The organism is Rhizobium sp. CECT 9324, from assembly GCF_918741265.1.
In the GTDB taxonomy this organism is placed as follows: domain Bacteria; phylum Pseudomonadota; class Alphaproteobacteria; order Rhizobiales; family Rhizobiaceae; genus Allorhizobium.
On the sequence record NZ_CAKKMZ010000001.1, the window covers coordinates 868,293 to 884,455 of the forward strand.

Here is a 16,163-nt window from a genome sequence, read left to right on the forward strand (position 1 = left end):
GTCAGTTAGGCATTGCCAGGGCCGTGTGTTACAGAGATTGCCTCTGGCCTGCTTTTGTGCTGTGGTCTTGTTCTTTCGAGAGTGGGCCAAATGCGTCGTACTGATCTCAGCGATGTCTCGACTATACTGGATAATGAGCACGCGCAGAGCCTTGATCTGATCGACGATGCGGCGGAACCTGTTGTGGCGCTCGGCAGGCTGTATCCTGCTGGTTTTCGCGTCCCCCTGCATTCTCACACGAAAACCCAGCTCTGGTGCGCCCGCCGTGGTGTCGTCTTGGTCAACACCACCGATGGACGGTGGATGATCCCACCGGGGCACGGCCTGATCATCCCTGCGGGCCTCGAGCATGCAACGGAAATGTTCAGCGAAGTCGACATGCATTCCATCTATGTCGATCCTTCCGTTGCCGGGGCAAGCGGGCCTAAGGTGGTCGAAATCACCGGTCTCGCGAAAAGCCTGATGGAAGAACTGGTGATGGGCAATCTGAGACCGCATTCGACGCGGCGGCAACGTCTGATCATGGACCTGCTTCTGGACGAGATAAGCCATTTGCCAGAGCGGCCTCTCGGCTTGCCTTTCCCAGACGATCCACGATTGGCAAGGCTTTGCCGTCGTTTTCTCAAAGTGCCTGCCGCCAACGCCGGTATTGATGATTGGGCCGCTGACATGAGCATGAGCCGGCGTTCGTTCACCCGCCTGTTTCGGTCTCAAACCGGTGTCAGTTTCGTCACCTGGCGGCAGCAGGCCTGCCTGTTTGCATCCCTGCCGAAGCTCGCTGCTGGGGAGCCTGTGACCAATGTCGCCCTCGATGCCGGCTATGAAAACATCGCAGCCTTCACCACCATGTTTCGGCGCATGCTGGGACATTCTCCCAGCACATATCTCAGGACGCGGTCATCGTGACACGGTGGTGCACAGGATCTCGCTGAGAAGGTGGAACCGGTTGAAATTGCTACTTCAGGTTTGGAAAAAGGCGGCCACCTGCTAGGATGAATTGACAATCCACAAGAGCACAGGCTCGTCGGTGCGTGAAGCCATCGACGATCTTCTCCTCCGTGCTAGAGATTGCGATCAATTTCCATAGTTGGATGTGCAGTTCATGTTTGCAGATATGGTTTCGATGCGGACGGTCAATGCCCTGGTAAGACGGCGACTGCCCACGGCCTATCCCTATATTCTGGCTATCCTCGCGGTCGCCCTGGCCTTCGCGATCCGACTGGCGCTGGAGGGGGTGCTTGACGACAATGCGCCATTCATAATTTTCATACCGGCAATCCTGCTGGTCGCCGCTGTGGGCGGTCTCAAGCCCACCCTGCTTGCGCTTGTACTGTCCTCGCTCGCTGCGGCCTCGATAATTGGCCATACAGCCATGACCGCCCTTGTGCCTCTGTCGATCTTCGTCTTTGTCGGCATTGCGATCGGTATTGTCGGGGAAATGCTGCAATCGGTGCGCCGGGTCATCCGGGCAGCGGAGGCGACATTGGCCTCACGCGAGGCCCATCTTCGCTCGATCCTCGACACGGTCCTAGACGCGACGGTTGTCAGTACACGTGATGGCACTATCGTCTCATTCAATGCCGCTGCGGTCCGGCAATTCGGCTATTCGGAAGACGAGGTTGTCGGGCAAAATCTCAGGATACTGATGCCCGAACCGTACCGACGCGAACATGATGGCTATATCGCCCGCTATCTCGATACAGGAGAAAAGCGGATCATTGGCGTCGATCGCGTGGTTGTCGGGCGTCGCAAGGACGGTTCGACATTTCCGATGAAGCTTGCGGTTGGCGAAATGCATTCCGGCGGGCAGACATTCTTTACCGGCTTCATTCGCGATTTGACCGAACGCGAAGAGACAGCCGCGCGGCTGCACGAGACCCAGGGTGAACTGGCCCGGCTCGCCCGGTTGAATGAAATGGGTGAAATGGCGTCCACCCTCGCGCATGAACTGAACCAGCCACTATCGGCAATCGCGAACTATGTGCATGGCTGTATCCGGTTGCTGCAGGATGCCGGCGATCCGAAGACCGTGATGGTGCGGGAAGCTCTGGAGGCGACTGCCGAACAGTCACTTCGGGCAGGCCAGATCATCAAACACTTGCGCGAATTCGTCACCAAGGGCGAGACGGACAAGACACCGGAGAACATTCGCCAGGTGATCGAGGAATCCGGTGCACTGGCACTTGCAGGCTCGAAGGAGAAAGGCGTGAGGACGGTCTTCGACTTTGGCTCCGGCGCCGACGTGGCGATGATCGACCGCATCCAGATCCAGCAGATCCTGATCAACCTGATGCGAAACGCAATCGAGGCGATGCGGGATTCCCCTTATCGCGAATTGACCGTTCGAACGCGCCTGGAGAGCGAGAGCGAAATTGCCGTGGAAGTTAATGACACAGGCCCCGGAATCTCCGACGAGATCGCCCAGGACCTGTTCAAGCCGTTTGTCACGACAAAGGCCGGCGGTATGGGTATTGGCCTGTCGATCTCAAAACGTATCGTTGAAGCGCATGGTGGGGAGATGACCGTGTCGAAAAATGCTTCAGGAGGCGCAAGTTTCCGCTTCACGCTCCCGTCTTTTAATGAGGGCATTGCCAATGCAGATCGCTGACTTCACCGTCCATATTGTCGATGACGAAGAACCTGTCCGCAAGTCGCTGGCATTCCTGCTCACGATGAACGGTTTCGCTGTCCGCATTCATGAGACGGCGGCAGCCTTTGCGGAATTTGCACCCAATGCCCGCAACGCGGTTTTGATCACTGATCTCAGAATGCCGGAAATGAGCGGTATCGATCTCGTGCGCCGGCTCGCAGCGATGAAATTGAAGGTCCCCTCCATCGTCATCACCGGCCATGGCGACATTCCCATGGCCGTCGAGGCGATGAAGGCCGGCGCCTCAGATTTCATTGAAAAGCCTTTCGAGGATACGGTCATCATCGACGCGATCAAGCGTGCAGCGATCCAGCTCGCCGGTAGTGCGGATGATGGCGAGACGATCGACGAGATCCGCGACCGTGTCGTTACCCTGAGCGAGCGCGAAAGGCAGGTGCTGTCGGCGGTTGTCGCCGGACTGCCCAACAAGACCATTGCCTATGATCTCGATATCAGTCCGCGCACGGTGGAGGTTCATCGGGCGAATGTCATGACCAAGATGAAGGCAAAGAGCCTGCCGCAACTGGTTCGCATGGCGATGTCGGCGGGTTTCGGCCCACAATGACCGTGCAGGTGATTGCCAAACTCTTGATCTGGCGCAAGGTGTCGCGACAGCAGGAGGTCTAGTCATGTCGCTTGGCGGATCGACCGTCGAGACGTGAGAAACGACCTTGCCTGCCGCCAAACCCATTGCCATTCTGTCAGCCGACCATGCCCTCAGGCAGTCGCTGGCGTTTGCCTTGTCAACGGAAGGTTTCGTGTCTGAAATCTTTTCGGATAAGGATTGGGACAGGGCGACCAGAGACAACAACTGCTTTGCCTGCTTCATCATCGATGAGCAGGCCCTTCCGGGACCCTCGATCGACATGTCAGGGCTGCATGCACCGATTATCTTTCTGGCCGATGGGCTTGGTTCACCGGTCGACGTTGCCGGCGCTCAGGTGATCTACAAGCCCTCCCAAGGCGGCGACATCCTGGCGCTGGTTCGCGCCTTTTGTCTGCCCGCGTCCTCGTTGGCCACTCGGAAATGAATGGCGCTAAGTAAAAACCCGTAGTGTCATAACCGAATTTCCACCGGACCTCGGCTGCTGCATTGTCCATGCACTGAACCGAGGAGAACTGAGATGCACGCCAGTTTCAACGCCGCAACCATTGCTCTTTCCGCACCGAAATTCGGTTCGCAATTTCCCGCAGCCGTCACTGGTTTTGCCAAGCCGCAGTTGATCATCAATTTTGCCGCTGACGAAGAAATCTATGGCCCCGGAGACAAGGCCGGCACCTTCTACAAGGTCGCCTACGGAGCGGTGCGTATCTGTCGGCTGCTGACCGATGGTCGTCGCCAGATCATCGCGTTTCATCTGGCCGGCGAGACGTTTGGCTTTGAGCCGGGTTTGACGCATGGCTTTTTCGCTGAAGCGATCACTGAGACCGGGCTTCGCGCCTTCAATCAATACGAAAGTGCCGAAACATCGCATGAGTTGCTGTCGCTGGTGCTCAATGAAATGGTCCGTGCCCAGGAGCATCTGCTCGTCGTCGGCCGCCAGACCGCGCTGGAGCGCATCATCAGTTTCCTGCTCGATATCTCCAGCCGTCAGGGTGATCTGGAGCATACCGAGCTTCCGATGTCGCGCATCGATATTGCCGACTATCTCGGAATGACGATCGAGACCGTTTCGAGGGCCTTCGCCAAGCTGCGCCAGGACGGCTATATCAACCTTCCCAATGCCCGGACCGTCGAGATCAGGCGCGGACATGCCCTGCGCGATCTCTGCGAATAGTATGTTCGGGATGCGTCCGATGGCTACGGCCGCCAGTCTTCCATGGCGGTCCAGTCGCTGGTGAGGCGCCGATCACCAAGCGTGAAGGCAAAGAGATTGCCGCCACCGCCAGGTTGGTCGGAACTTCGGGCAATCGGCAGCCCGGAGAATTGGCATTTCAGCAGCGTTCCGACGCCGCCATGGCCGACAAAGGCGATTGGCTGGCGCGGGTCGTGATCGGAAAGGATCACGGAGACCGCTTCGACGATCCGCCGCTGTGCATCGATGGCGCGCTCCCAGCCACGAAAACTCTCCTCGGGATGGGCAAAGAACCAGTCGGCAGCGGCTTCGAAAGCGGCCGGCTGCAGAAAGCCGGTCGCCGATCGATCGTTTTCGTGCATGGCTTCGACGCGCTCGACGCCGGTTCCCGCCGCGGAGGCCAGAATCTCTGCCGTCTCGACCGCCTTCACTTCATTGCTGGAAATGATGCGTTTCAGGCTGCGGACCCAGGGGCGCTGTGCCGTTTGCTCGGCCCTCTGGCGCCCAAGATCCGACAGCCCCCATTGCGGAACGGGGACCAGGGGATCGATCTTCACCTGCGGATGGGTGATATAGAGCCCGAACACCGGCCTCAGCCCCGGCGGTAGATCCAGAGCTGTGCGGGCGGGATATTGCGCACGATGAAATCGAAATGCTGGATGTGATAGCTGTGCGGCTTGGCGACGATCGGCGACATCGGGCCGTAGGAGATCTGCACGACCGGTCGCCCCGCCGGGATGCGATCGAGCAGGTCTTCCAGCAGGCGAATGCGTGTCTCCATCGGGAAGTTCAAGAGCGGCACGGCAGACACCACACTGTCGAAAGTCTGGTCGGCGAGTTCGCCGAGTGTCGTTTTCAGGTCAAAAGCGTCGCCCTGAACGAAATTCACTCCCGGATAGCCTTGAACCAGGTGATGGTAGAAGTCTTCGGAATATTCGACGGAGACAAGCTTCTCCGGCGGCACGCCGCGCGCAAGGATCGCCTTGGTGATGACACCGGTGCCGGGGCCGAGTTCCAACACTGGCAGTCCGGAATGCGGGTTGACGATGCTGGCCATCTTGCGGGCCGTGACGGACGAGGTCGGCACGATGGCGCCAACCTGCTTGGGGCCCTGCATCATGCCCTTGAAGAAACGAATCTCTTCGTCGAATTTCTTCTCGAACCGCTGCTTCAAACGCAAAGCCATCGCCGTATCCCTGTTTTCAAATTTGCATCATGCAAATCGCTTGGAACAATTTCGGACCAAATTGTCGCAATTACAAGGTCAGATGCCGCGCTCAGGCAAAATTCGCAAGGTCTGGTTAAACGCGCATCGGCATCAGCACATACAATGCGTCGCCGGCAGCTGTATCGCGGATCAGGGTTGGCGAACCGGCATCCGCCAACAGGAAGATCGCATCGTCGCCTGACAATTGCGCAGTGATATCGAGAAGATATTTGGCGTTGAAGCCGATCTCCATCGCGTCATTGTCATAACCGACGGCGACTTCCTCCGTCGCGCTGCCGGAATCCGGATTGTTGACGGTCAACAAAAGCTGCCCGTCGGAAAGCGCAAGCTTCACGGCGCGGCCGCGCTCGGACGAAATCGTCGAAACACGGTCGACGGCCTGGGCAAAGCTCTGGCAATCGATGCGCATTTCCTTGTCGTTCGCCGTCGGAATGACGCGCTGGTAATCGGGAAACGTGCCATCGATCAGCTTCGAAGTCAGCACGATCGAGCCGATCGTCAGGCGGATCTTCGAATCCGAGATCTCCATCGTGATGATCAGTTCCGGATTATCCATCAGCTTCTGCAGTTCGCCGACCGTCTTGCGGGGAATGATGATGCCCGGCATGCCTTCGGAACCCGAGGGAGCATCGACATCGGCCCGCGCCAGGCGGTGGCCATCGGTCGCGACGGCACGCAGCTTCAATGCGCCGCCCGCTTCGATCGTGTGCAGGAAGATGCCGTTCAGGTAATAACGGGTCTCTTCGGTCGAGATCGCGAACTGGGTCCGGTCGATCAGCATCTTGAAGTCGGATGCCTTGATCTTGAACGAATGGCTGAAACTGCCGGCCGTCAGGTCCGGGAAATCCGACTGCGGCAGGCACTGCAGCGAGAACTTTGAGCGACCGGAGGCAACCGTCATGGTCGAGCCATCCGGATTGGTCGCGAGGAGGACCTCGGACCCATCCGGAAGTTTACGGACGATGTCATAGAGAAGATGTGCCGGGACTGTGGTCGCTCCAGCCTGCTCGACCATCGCCGGCGTGCCTTCGGTGATCTCGAGGTCAAGGTCGGTCGCCTTCATGTCGAGGGTAGCGCCCTCGGCCTTCAGGAGAACGTTCGACAGGATCGGGATCGTATTGCGACGCTCGACCACGCGATGCACATGGTTCAGCGATTTCAGGAGATTAGACCGTTCAAGTGTAATACGCATGGACGCTACCGCTTTCGACATGTCGTCATCCGGTTGCCCGGATCGAATTGAGGCCGGCCTGTCCCCGGGCCGGGCGATGTGGACGGGCAAAATGGCAGGAAAAGAAGCACAAAAGCAAGAGGCTTGGCAGTTTTCCACTTGGGCAACGGCAAACGAAATGCTGGAATGGTTTATTGCCGCCGCGCCCGCCACTGCCCTTGCTCGCAATGCGTGGCTGGAGGATAAAGGCGCAATGACAAGCCATGACAATTCCACCGCCCCGATTGCAGCTGCAAAGCGCTACCGCGTCAACGATACGCTGGTGAACGCGCGGCCGCTCGAGCCCGCACTTTACCTGGTCGCAACCCCGATCGGAAACCTGAGCGACATTACCCTGAGAGCGCTTGAAACGCTCGCCGGTGCCGACGTCCTGGCCTGCGAGGACACTCGCGTCACGCGGGTCCTGCTGGATCGCTACGGCATCGAAAATCGCCCTTATGCCTATCACGAATACAATGCCGATGAAGCGGGCGCCCGTCTTCTGGCAGCGCTTGAAGCCGGAAAATCCGTGGCACTGGTCTCGGATGCCGGCACGCCGCTGGTCTCAGACCCGGGCTACCGCCTTGGCCAGCTGGCCATCGATGCCGGTCACCGGGTCGTGCCGATTCCCGGCGCATCCGCGCCGCTGGCCGCATTGGTCGGGTCCGGTCTTCCCAACGATGCTTTCCTTTTTGCCGGTTTCCTCCCGACCAAGGACAAGGCGCGCCGCGATCGACTGAATGCGCTCTCCAAGATCCCGGCAACGCTGATCTTCTTTGAATCACCCCATCGCATCGCGGACACGCTGGCGGCGGCGGCCGAAGAGCTGGGTGAGGCGCGGCCGGCCTCGGTCTGCCGCGAACTGACCAAGACCTTCGAGGAATTCCGCCGCGCGCCTCTCGGCGAACTGGCAAAAGAGTTTGCCGAGCGCACTGTCAAGGGCGAAATCGTCCTGGTCATCGGTCCGCCAGCACCGGATGCGGCGCCCGATGCCGCCGACGTGGACAGCTTGCTCACGGAACTTTCGGCCACCATGCCGACCGCCAAGGCAGCCACCGAGGCCGCCAAGCTGACCGGCCTTCCGCGCAAGGAACTGTACCAGCGCTTGCTCGAGCTTCGGGGTGCTGCGTGAAATCCGGCCGCGGAGACGCCAGCCGGATCCGCGCCGAACGGCATGGCCGTTTCTCTGAATATCTCGCCGCCCTTTATCTGCTAACGCGCGGCTATCGTCTGATGGCGTTCCGTTACCGCACCAAGGTCGGTGAAATCGATATCGTCGCAAGGCGGGGCGACCTTGTTGCCTTTGTCGAGGTGAAGGCGCGCCGCGAGCTGATGGCCGGTGTAGACGCAGTCGGGTTCACAAGCCAAGGCCGAATTCGTGCGGCGGGCGATCAATGGCTGCGGCACCAGCCGGACGCGGCAAACCTGTCATATCGATATGATATCATCGTGGTCCAGCCATGGCGCTGGCCCCGTCATTTTCCGGATTCGTTTTAGCTTCGTTTTGCTTTCGACATGGGAAGAGCGAAACCCATTGATTGTGACAGCACTGTCACGAAAGCTTCAAGGGCGTGTCATGCAGCGCGCATAATGCAGGCCTCACCCCAATCAACCGGTGGAGAGGATTGACACATGATCAAGAAGATTTGCCTGGCCGCACTGGCCGTATCCATGTCCGCATCGACGACGCTTGCCGCTACCGATATTACCTGGTGGCACGGTATGGGCGGTCGCAACGGCGAAGTGATCAACGAACTCGCCCAGAAGTTCAACGCGGCCCAGGCCGAATGCGCCATCACCCCCGTATCGAAGGGCTCCTATGAGGAAGCCCTGGCATCCGGCATCGCCGCCTTCCGGTCTGGCGAACAGCCGAACATCCTGCAGGTCTTCGACGCAGGTGCGGCCACCATCATCAATGCCAAGGGCGCGACCATTCCGGCTGAAGACCTCCTCAAGGACAACGGCTTTGCCTTTGACCGCGAAGCCTTCATCGAGGGCGTACGTTACTTCTACGCTGACTCGGACGGCAAGTTCGTCGGCATGCCTTTCAACTCGTCGGCGCCGATCATGTACATCAACGACGAGGCCCTGAAGAAGGCCGGCGTCGAAGCCCCGAAGACCTGGGAAGAATTCGAAGCCATCGCTCCGAAGCTGAAAGAGGCCGGCTACCTGCCGCTCGTCCAGTCGCAGCTGACCTGGCAGTTCACCGAGAACTTCTTCTCGCGCAACAACATCCAGTTCGCCTCGAACAACAACGGCTATGACAGCGTCGTCGACACGACGATCAACGTCACCGACGAGCGCCATGTCATGATGTATGACAAGCTCAAGGCCTGGTACGATCAGGGCCTGTTCGGCTATTACGGCGCTGCCTGGAACGACAACCAGAAGGTCTTCGAAGAAGGCAAGGCCGCTCTCTGGATTGGTTCGTCCGGCTCCTTTGGCGGCCTGCAGAAGACGGCCACCATGCCCTTCTCGGCAACCTTCCTGCCTTACTGGAACTCGATCGAGGGTGCGGGTGTGCATTCCTTCATCGGCGGCGCTGCCCTCTTCGCGATGGCCGGCAAGTCGGCTGAAGAGAACAAGTGCACAGCGTCTTTCTTCAACTTCCTGACCTCGACCGATGTCCAGAAGTTCTACCACCAGGCCACCGGCTACGTCGCCATCACCAAGGCAGCCTACGAGCTTGCCAAGTCTGAAGGCTACTACAAGGAAAAGCCGGCTGCCGAAGTTGGTATCCAGCAGCTGTCGCTGCCGGGCGCCGAGTGGGACAAGGGCTATCGCCTCGGTTTCTACCCGCAGATCCGCTCGGTGATGGAGCGTGAATACAACCGCATCTTCGCTGGCGAAACCACGCCGAAGGACGCGATGGAAACCATCAAGAAGGAAGCCGACGAACTGCTCGCCCGCTTCGCCAAGACGGCTGGCTGATCATCACTGTCGCATGAATGAGCCCGGGGGCGATGAGCCCCCGGGACTTGCGTTGAAAGGGCTCCGATGAAGCGCGTCCAGTTTAACTCCCGCTATCTGCCGTATCTCCTGCTGCTGCCGCAGTTCGTGATCATTGCCATCTTCTTCTACTGGCCGTCGGCCCAGGCAATCACCTCGTCCTTTTATATCGAGGACCCCTTCGGTTTCGGCTCGAGCTTTGTCGGCCTATCGAACTATACTGATGCGCTGTCCTCGCCCGAATATCAGAAGATCGCCCGCTTCACGGTCGCCTACAGCCTGATCGTCACGTTTCTCGCCCTGTCCTTCGGCATGCTGCTGGCGCTGAAGGCCGATGCCGTGATCCGCGGCCAGTCGTCGTACAAGACGTTGCTGATTGCGGTCTATGCGATCGCTCCGCCGGTTGCCGGCCTGATCGGCATGATGATGTTCGACCAGCACATTGGCCCATTCGTGCGTTTGGTTGCCTTTTTCGGCTGGGACATGAAGGTCGGCATCAATTATTACGACACAGCGTTTGCCATGATCATGGTCGCCGTCTGGAACCAGATCCCCTATAATTTCATTTTTTTCCTCTCCGGCCTGCAGGGCATCCCGGCCTCGATCCGCGAGGCGGCTGCCATCGATTGCAAGTCCGGCACGCGCCGCTTCTGGACGGTCATCCTGCCGCTGCTGACGCCGACGGCCTTCTTCCTGCTGGTCATCAACATGACCTATTCGCTGTTCGACACCTTCGGCATCATCGATGTCATCGTGAAGGACAAACCGGCCAACAATCCGATCACGCTGGTCTACAAGGTCTATCTCGATGGCTTCCGCGGCAACGACCTTGGCTCGTCCTCGGCCCAGTCGGTCATCCTGATGATCATCGTCCTTGTCCTGACGCTGATCCAGTTCCGCTTCATCGAACGTCGCGTTCACTACGGTTGAGGATCACGTCATGTATCGCACCAGGTTCTTCGATCACCTCATTCTCATCTGCGGCGTGATCTTCATGCTCGGGCCGCTTGTTGTTGCCTTCACCACCTCGACCCATTCGGCCGCGGAAATCCATTCCAGCGGCCTGATGCTCAACATCGGCGATGATTTCACCACGACCTATGACAAGGTGCTCTTCAAGAGCGGCGGCTTCACCGGGCAGGTGACGGGCCTGACCATGGCGATGAACTCGCTGATCCTGGGCTTGGGCTTTGCCATCGGCAAGATCGTGCTGTCGATGCTGGCCGCCTATGCCATTGTCTATTTCCGCTTCCGCTTTGCCACGTTTGCCTTCTGGCTGATCTTCACCACGCTGCTGCTGCCGCTCGAAGTCCGCATCATGCCGTCCTACAAGGTGATGAGCGATCTCGGCCTGCTCAACAGCTATCAGGGCCTGATCCTGCCGCTTCTGGCGTCGGCCACCGGCACCTTCTTCTTCCGCCAGTTCTTCAAGTCTGTGCCCGATGAACTGCTGGAGGCAGCCCGCATCGACGGTGCCGGACCGGTGAAATTTTTCATCGACGTTCTGGTGCCGCTGTCGCGCACCATGATCGCCGCCGTCTTCATCATCATGTTCGTCTATGGCTGGAACCAGTATCTCTGGCCGATGCTGATGACCACCGATGAGGGCTTCTACAACCTGATGCGCGGCATCAAGCAGATCCTGCAGGTCTGGGTCGGCTCGCAGATTCCCGATTACAACGAAGCCTTTGCCATGGCCGTGCTCGCCATGCTGCCTCCCGTGTTCGTGGTGGTGGTGTTCCAGAGCTGGTTCATCAAGGGCCTCACCGAAACAGACAAGTAAGAGAGGATTGCCCAATGGCTTCCATCGATATCAACCAGGTCTCGAAAATCTACGACGGCGGCGCCAAGGCTGTGAACGGCGTCGACATCCAGATCGAGGACGGCGAATTCATCGTGCTCGTCGGCCCCTCCGGCTGCGGCAAATCCACGCTGCTGCGCATGGTCGCCGGCCTTGAGGAGATCTCGGAAGGAACGGTTTCGATCGGCGACCGCGTCGTCAACCAGGTCGAGCCGGCTGACCGCGACATCGCCATGGTCTTCCAGAACTATGCGCTTTACCCGCATATGACCGTCTACGACAACCTCGCCTACGGCCTGAAGAACCGTGGCACGCCAAAGGCGGAGATCGCCGTCCGCGTGGCGGAAGCCGCCCGCATGCTGGAGATCGAACCCTATCTGACCCGCAAGCCGCGTGCGCTATCGGGTGGCCAGCGCCAGCGTGTCGCGATGGGCCGCGCCATCGTCCGCAAGCCGGCCGTCTTTCTCTTCGATGAGCCGCTCTCCAATCTCGATGCCAAACTGCGTGTCTCGATGCGCGGCGAAATCCGCAAGTTGCAGCGCCGGCTGAAGACCACGGCGATCTATGTCACGCATGACCAGCTCGAAGCGATGACCTTGGCCGACCGTCTCGTCGTGCTGAATGGCGGTATGATCGAGCAGATCGGCACGCCACTGGAGGTCTACAACCGCCCGGCCTCGACCTTTGTCGCCAGTTTCATCGGCTCACCTGCGATGAACCTCGTCGACGGCATGATCGAAGGCGGACGCCTGCGTATCGGCGACGTGGAGCTGCCGACCGAGCCCCAGGGGATCGCCGATGGTCCTGTGCGGATCGGCATGCGCGCGGAAGACCTGACCGAAGCAGGGGAAGGTGACACCACGCTGACGCTCGTCGTCGACTATGTCGAGGAACTGGGCGCGCAGCGGCTTGTGCATGGTCTGGTCGGTGGACAGCCGGTGACCGCAGTCGTTGCCTCGCACGCGCTGATGAGCGACCGCCTGCCTTTGAAGATCGCACCGTCCAAGCTGCATTTCTTCTCGGCTGAAAACGGCAAGCGCCTGGCGGCGGCACCAGCGATTGCCGAACAACATGCGGATCGTTCTGTCGCGGAACCGGCCCTGGCTTGACCTGAAATTCGCCGGGTCGTTAAAAGTCTAGCGATCCGGCGAACCCAATCTTAGAGACGCCTGCATTAAGCTCCCATCGAATTTGTTGGGGGATTACAATGCCTTTAAAGCTCATGGTCGCCGGAATGGCCGCCGTTATGCTCGCCGCACCGCGCCGTCAGTCCGACGAGGTGCCGCCGGTCGTGGCCGCAAGTGGCGACCAGGTCGAACTGAACCTATCGCCGATCAATCCGGACTGGATCATCGATGGGGCTCCGGTCGCCCGTGTCGGCCAGCATTCGACCAGTGCCGACGAGGCAAGTTCGACGGCTGTCTGGGACTGCACCGCCGGCGAATTCCGCTGGTTTTTCAGCTGGGACGAGACGGTGGTGATCCAGGAAGGCGAGGTGCATGTCACCGGCGCGGACGGATCGAGCCGCACCCTGAGGGCCGGCGATATCGCCTATTTCCGCGGCGGCACCTGGGCAACCTGGCGCATTGACAGCTATGTGCGCAAGATCGCCTTCCTCCGCAAGCCTTTCCCCGAGCCACTGGCAATCCTGTACCGGATGCGCAATGCGCTGCGATCCGGCAAATACTGGGCTCTGTAAGCTGATCCGACGTTGAGCAGAATTCAAGCGCTGCGCCGTTGCCATCGTGCCCGGCGCAGCCTAAATCTGCCATGCTTTTCAACGGGGATGCAGTCATGGCAAAAATCACCAATGTCGCGGTCCAGATGGACCATGTTTCCGGGATCGGTATCGCGGGCGACTCGACCTTTGCCATGAGCCTCGAGGCGCAGGCCCGTGGCTACAAGCTCTTTCACTACACGCCAGATCGCCTCAGCATGCGCGACGGCAAGATCTTCGCCACCGTCGAGCCGATGGAACTGCGCGACGTCAAGGGTGATCACTACACCCTCGGCGCACCGGAGCGCGTGGATCTCTCGAGCATGGACGTGGTGCTGCTGCGCCAGGATCCGCCCTTCGACATGGCCTATATCACCGCGACGCACCTGCTTGAGCGCATCCATCCGAAGACGCTTGTTGTCAACGACCCGGCCTGGGTGCGCAATTCGCCGGAAAAGATCTTCGTCACCGAATTCGCCGACCTGATGCCGCCGACCCTGATCACCCGTGATCCGGAAGAGATTGCCCGCTTCCGTGCCGAAATGGGCGATATCATTCTGAAGCCGCTCTATGGCAATGGTGGTGCCGGCGTCTTCCACTCGACCCGCGACGACCGCAATTTCTCCTCGCTGATGGAAATGTTCGGCCAGATGTTCCGCGAGCCCTTTATCGCCCAGGGCTACCTGCCGGCCGTGCGCAAGGGTGACAAGCGCATTATCCTCGTCGATGGCGAGCCTGTGGGTGCGATCAATCGCGTTCCGGCCGAACACGATGCCCGTTCCAACATGCATGCCGGCGGCAAGCCCGAGCCGACGGAACTGACCGCCCGCGAACGGGAAATCTGCGCACGCATCGGTCCCGCCCTGCGCGAACGTGGTTTCCTTCTGGTCGGGATCGATGTGATCGGCGACTACATGACCGAAATCAACGTCACGTCGCCGACCGGTATTCGCGAGGTCAAGCGTTTCGGCGGTGCCGATATCGCGGCGCTGCTGTGGGATGCGATCGAGAAGAAGCGCGCCTAAGCCTCTGGAATCGCGCCAGTAGTTCACAATTCGTTCTCGTCACTCAACCGGCTGCAACCGGGCGTCTACCTATGCGCGTCTATGTTCTGCAAATGTTCTTGTGTTTTGCCACCCCTTATGCGAGATTGTTCCCGTCGGTACACGCAATATGAAGTTGTGTTTGTATTGGCCGGGATAAATCGGAACGGCGAGGGCGGGCAATGGTGGCGCGTGTCAGTACGGTTGCATTTCATGGCATAGAAGGCGTACCCGTCGATGTTCAGGTGATGGTGGCGCCTGGAAAGATGGGCATGCAGATTGTCGGTCTGCCAGACAAGGCCGTTGCCGAAAGCAGGGAGCGGGTTCAGGCGGCACTGCATGCCTCCGGTCTCGCGCTGCCGCCGAAGAAGGTGACGGTCAATCTGGCGCCCGCCGATCTGCCCAAGGAGGGCTCGCATTTCGACCTGCCCATTGCGCTTGGCCTGATGGCGGCGCTGGGGGCGATCCCGGGCGATGCCCTTTCGGGTTATCTCGTCATCGGCGAACTCAACCTCGACGGCACGATTGCTCCGATTGCCGGCGCCCTGCCGGCGGCAATCAGCGCCAACGCGCTGGGAAAAGGGCTGATCTGCCCGTCCGAAAGCGGCGGAGAGGCAGCCTGGGCCGGAAGCGAGATCGACATTCTCGCGCCGCGCAGCCTGATCGCGCTTGCCAATCATTTTCGCGGCAACCAGATCCTCACGCGGCCGGAACCAGCGATCCGCAGCCTGCCGGCCAATCTGCCGGATCTCGCCGATATCAAGGGGCAGGAAAGCGCCAAGCGTGCGCTCGAGGTCGCCGCCGCCGGCGGGCACAATCTTCTAATGGTCGGTCCGCCCGGTTCCGGAAAATCCATGCTGGCAGCACGTCTACCCTCGATCCTGCCGCCGTTGTCGGCTGCCGAATTGCTGGAAGTGTCGATGATCCATTCGATCGCCGGCCAGCTTTCCGGCGGCAAGCTTTCGGACCGCCGGCCTTTCCGCACACCGCATCATTCCGCCACCATGGCGGCCCTGGTCGGCGGCGGGATGCGCGCGCGGCCGGGCGAGGCCTCTCTCGCCCATCATGGCGTACTTTTTCTGGACGAACTGCCGGAATTTACCCCGCCGGTCCTCGATGCCCTGCGCCAGCCGCTGGAGACCGGCGAGTGCATCATCGCCCGTGCCAATCACCGGGTGACCTATCCGTCGGATTTCCAGCTGGTCGCGGCGATGAACCCATGCCGCTGCGGCATGGCCGGCGAACCCGGTCACACTTGCGCCCGGGGGCCGCGCTGCCAGAGTGATTATCAGGGCCGCATCTCCGGTCCCTTGATGGACCGCATCGATATTCGCATCGACGTACCGGCCGTGGCTGCCACCGACCTCATTCGCCCGCGTCCGGCCGAAAGCAGTGCCGATGTGGCCAAACGTGTGGCCGCTGCAAGAGATCGCCAGCGGCAACGTTTCGGGGATCTTGGCCTGCCGACCAGCACAAACGCCCGTTGTTCGACAGCCTTGATCGAAACGCTGGCCGAACCGGATCCGGCCGCCCTGCAATTGCTACGGGATGCGGCCGACAAGTTCCGCTTTTCGGCCCGCGGCTATCACCGGGTCTTGAAAGTGGCGCGTACGCTGGCCGACCTCGATGGCGCAACCATGCTCGGCCGCATCCATCTCGCCGAGGCGATTTCCTACCGCATCGCGTCGGAGAGACTGGCGTCGTCGGCGGCAGCCTAGAAGGGTGTCGGTGGCGGCGGTGGGGCGGATTGTCCCGGCGCCTGATTGGGG

17 protein-coding genes are annotated in these 16,163 nt (G+C 60.1%); 14 read left to right on the forward strand and 3 right to left on the reverse strand.

Features of this window, described 5'->3' with window-relative positions:
* The first annotated feature begins 90 nt into the window (after nucleotides 1-90).
* The 5 genes from LQ231_RS04115 (at nucleotide 91) to LQ231_RS04135 (ending at nucleotide 4,428) form a co-directional block, all read left to right on the forward strand.
* Nucleotides 91-906 (forward strand): helix-turn-helix transcriptional regulator, encoded by an 816-nt coding sequence (locus LQ231_RS04115; RefSeq protein ID WP_230170396.1) that lies wholly within the window; start codon nucleotides 91-93, stop codon nucleotides 904-906.
* A gap of 208 nt (nucleotides 907-1,114) precedes the next feature.
* Nucleotides 1,115-2,608: a PAS domain-containing sensor histidine kinase gene (locus LQ231_RS04120; protein ID WP_230173239.1), complete on the forward strand. Its 1,494-nt coding sequence runs from the start codon at nucleotides 1,115-1,117 to the stop codon at nucleotides 2,606-2,608.
* The gene (gene fixJ, locus LQ231_RS04125) at nucleotides 2,601-3,215 is read left to right on the forward strand and encodes a response regulator FixJ (RefSeq protein ID WP_162742540.1); all 615 of its coding nucleotides are present in this window, start codon (nucleotides 2,601-2,603) and stop codon (nucleotides 3,213-3,215) included. The genes LQ231_RS04120 and fixJ overlap by 8 nt, the downstream gene beginning before the upstream one ends.
* Nucleotides 3,216-3,408: 193 nt before the next feature.
* The gene (locus LQ231_RS04130) at nucleotides 3,409-3,681 is read left to right on the forward strand and encodes a hypothetical protein (protein WP_230170397.1); all 273 of its coding nucleotides are present in this window, start codon (nucleotides 3,409-3,411) and stop codon (nucleotides 3,679-3,681) included.
* Between the two features lie 93 nt (nucleotides 3,682-3,774).
* Nucleotides 3,775-4,428 (forward strand): helix-turn-helix domain-containing protein, encoded by a 654-nt coding sequence (locus tag LQ231_RS04135; protein ID WP_230170398.1) that lies wholly within the window; start codon nucleotides 3,775-3,777, stop codon nucleotides 4,426-4,428.
* A gap of 23 nt (nucleotides 4,429-4,451) precedes the next feature.
* On the opposite strand, the gene LQ231_RS04140 is transcribed toward LQ231_RS04135, so the two are convergent.
* From LQ231_RS04140 to dnaN, 3 genes are all read right to left on the reverse strand, one after another.
* The gene (locus LQ231_RS04140; RefSeq protein WP_230170399.1) at nucleotides 4,452-5,033 is read right to left on the reverse strand and encodes a histidine phosphatase family protein; all 582 of its coding nucleotides are present in this window, start codon (nucleotides 5,031-5,033) and stop codon (nucleotides 4,452-4,454) included.
* 5 nt (nucleotides 5,034-5,038) lie between these two features.
* The gene (gene pmtA, locus LQ231_RS04145; RefSeq protein WP_230170400.1) at nucleotides 5,039-5,632 is read right to left on the reverse strand and encodes a phospholipid N-methyltransferase PmtA; all 594 of its coding nucleotides are present in this window, start codon (nucleotides 5,630-5,632) and stop codon (nucleotides 5,039-5,041) included.
* A gap of 115 nt (nucleotides 5,633-5,747) precedes the next feature.
* The gene (dnaN, locus tag LQ231_RS04150; protein WP_113139644.1) at nucleotides 5,748-6,866 is read right to left on the reverse strand and encodes a DNA polymerase III subunit beta; all 1,119 of its coding nucleotides are present in this window, start codon (nucleotides 6,864-6,866) and stop codon (nucleotides 5,748-5,750) included.
* A gap of 232 nt (nucleotides 6,867-7,098) precedes the next feature.
* Here dnaN and rsmI point away from each other — a divergent pair, with 232 nt between their 5' ends.
* The 9 genes from rsmI to LQ231_RS04195 all read left to right on the forward strand — a co-directional run bounded on the left by rsmI (nucleotide 7,099) and on the right by LQ231_RS04195 (nucleotide 16,112).
* On the forward strand, nucleotides 7,099-8,016 hold the full coding sequence (gene rsmI / locus LQ231_RS04155; RefSeq protein ID WP_230170401.1) for a 16S rRNA (cytidine(1402)-2'-O)-methyltransferase: 918 nt from the start codon (nucleotides 7,099-7,101) through the stop codon (nucleotides 8,014-8,016).
* Complete coding sequence (locus tag LQ231_RS04160; protein ID WP_230170402.1) at nucleotides 8,013-8,381, forward strand: YraN family protein; 369 nt, start codon at nucleotides 8,013-8,015, stop codon at nucleotides 8,379-8,381. The genes rsmI and LQ231_RS04160 overlap by 4 nt, the downstream gene beginning before the upstream one ends.
* 135 nt (nucleotides 8,382-8,516) lie before the next feature.
* Nucleotides 8,517-9,815, forward strand: coding sequence for an extracellular solute-binding protein (locus LQ231_RS04165; protein ID WP_230170403.1), 1,299 nt, complete (start codon nucleotides 8,517-8,519; stop codon nucleotides 9,813-9,815).
* 66 nt (nucleotides 9,816-9,881) lie between these two features.
* The gene (locus tag LQ231_RS04170) at nucleotides 9,882-10,763 is read left to right on the forward strand and encodes an ABC transporter permease subunit (RefSeq protein ID WP_113139525.1); all 882 of its coding nucleotides are present in this window, start codon (nucleotides 9,882-9,884) and stop codon (nucleotides 10,761-10,763) included.
* A gap of 10 nt (nucleotides 10,764-10,773) precedes the next feature.
* Nucleotides 10,774-11,616, forward strand: coding sequence for an ABC transporter permease subunit (locus LQ231_RS04175; protein WP_230170404.1), 843 nt, complete (start codon nucleotides 10,774-10,776; stop codon nucleotides 11,614-11,616).
* 14 nt (nucleotides 11,617-11,630) lie between these two features.
* Nucleotides 11,631-12,743, forward strand: coding sequence for a sn-glycerol-3-phosphate import ATP-binding protein UgpC (locus LQ231_RS04180; RefSeq protein ID WP_230170405.1), 1,113 nt, complete (start codon nucleotides 11,631-11,633; stop codon nucleotides 12,741-12,743).
* 98 nt (nucleotides 12,744-12,841) lie between these two features.
* On the forward strand, nucleotides 12,842-13,333 hold the full coding sequence (locus LQ231_RS04185; protein WP_230170406.1) for a cupin domain-containing protein: 492 nt from the start codon (nucleotides 12,842-12,844) through the stop codon (nucleotides 13,331-13,333).
* A gap of 95 nt (nucleotides 13,334-13,428) precedes the next feature.
* Nucleotides 13,429-14,376: a glutathione synthase gene (gene gshB, locus LQ231_RS04190; RefSeq protein WP_230170407.1), complete on the forward strand. Its 948-nt coding sequence runs from the start codon at nucleotides 13,429-13,431 to the stop codon at nucleotides 14,374-14,376.
* A gap of 200 nt (nucleotides 14,377-14,576) precedes the next feature.
* Nucleotides 14,577-16,112 carry a YifB family Mg chelatase-like AAA ATPase gene (locus LQ231_RS04195; RefSeq protein WP_230170408.1) on the forward strand — a complete coding sequence of 512 codons (1,536 nt, stop codon included), beginning with the start codon at nucleotides 14,577-14,579 and terminating at the stop codon, nucleotides 16,110-16,112.
* Nucleotides 16,113-16,163: the final 51 nt, after the last annotated feature.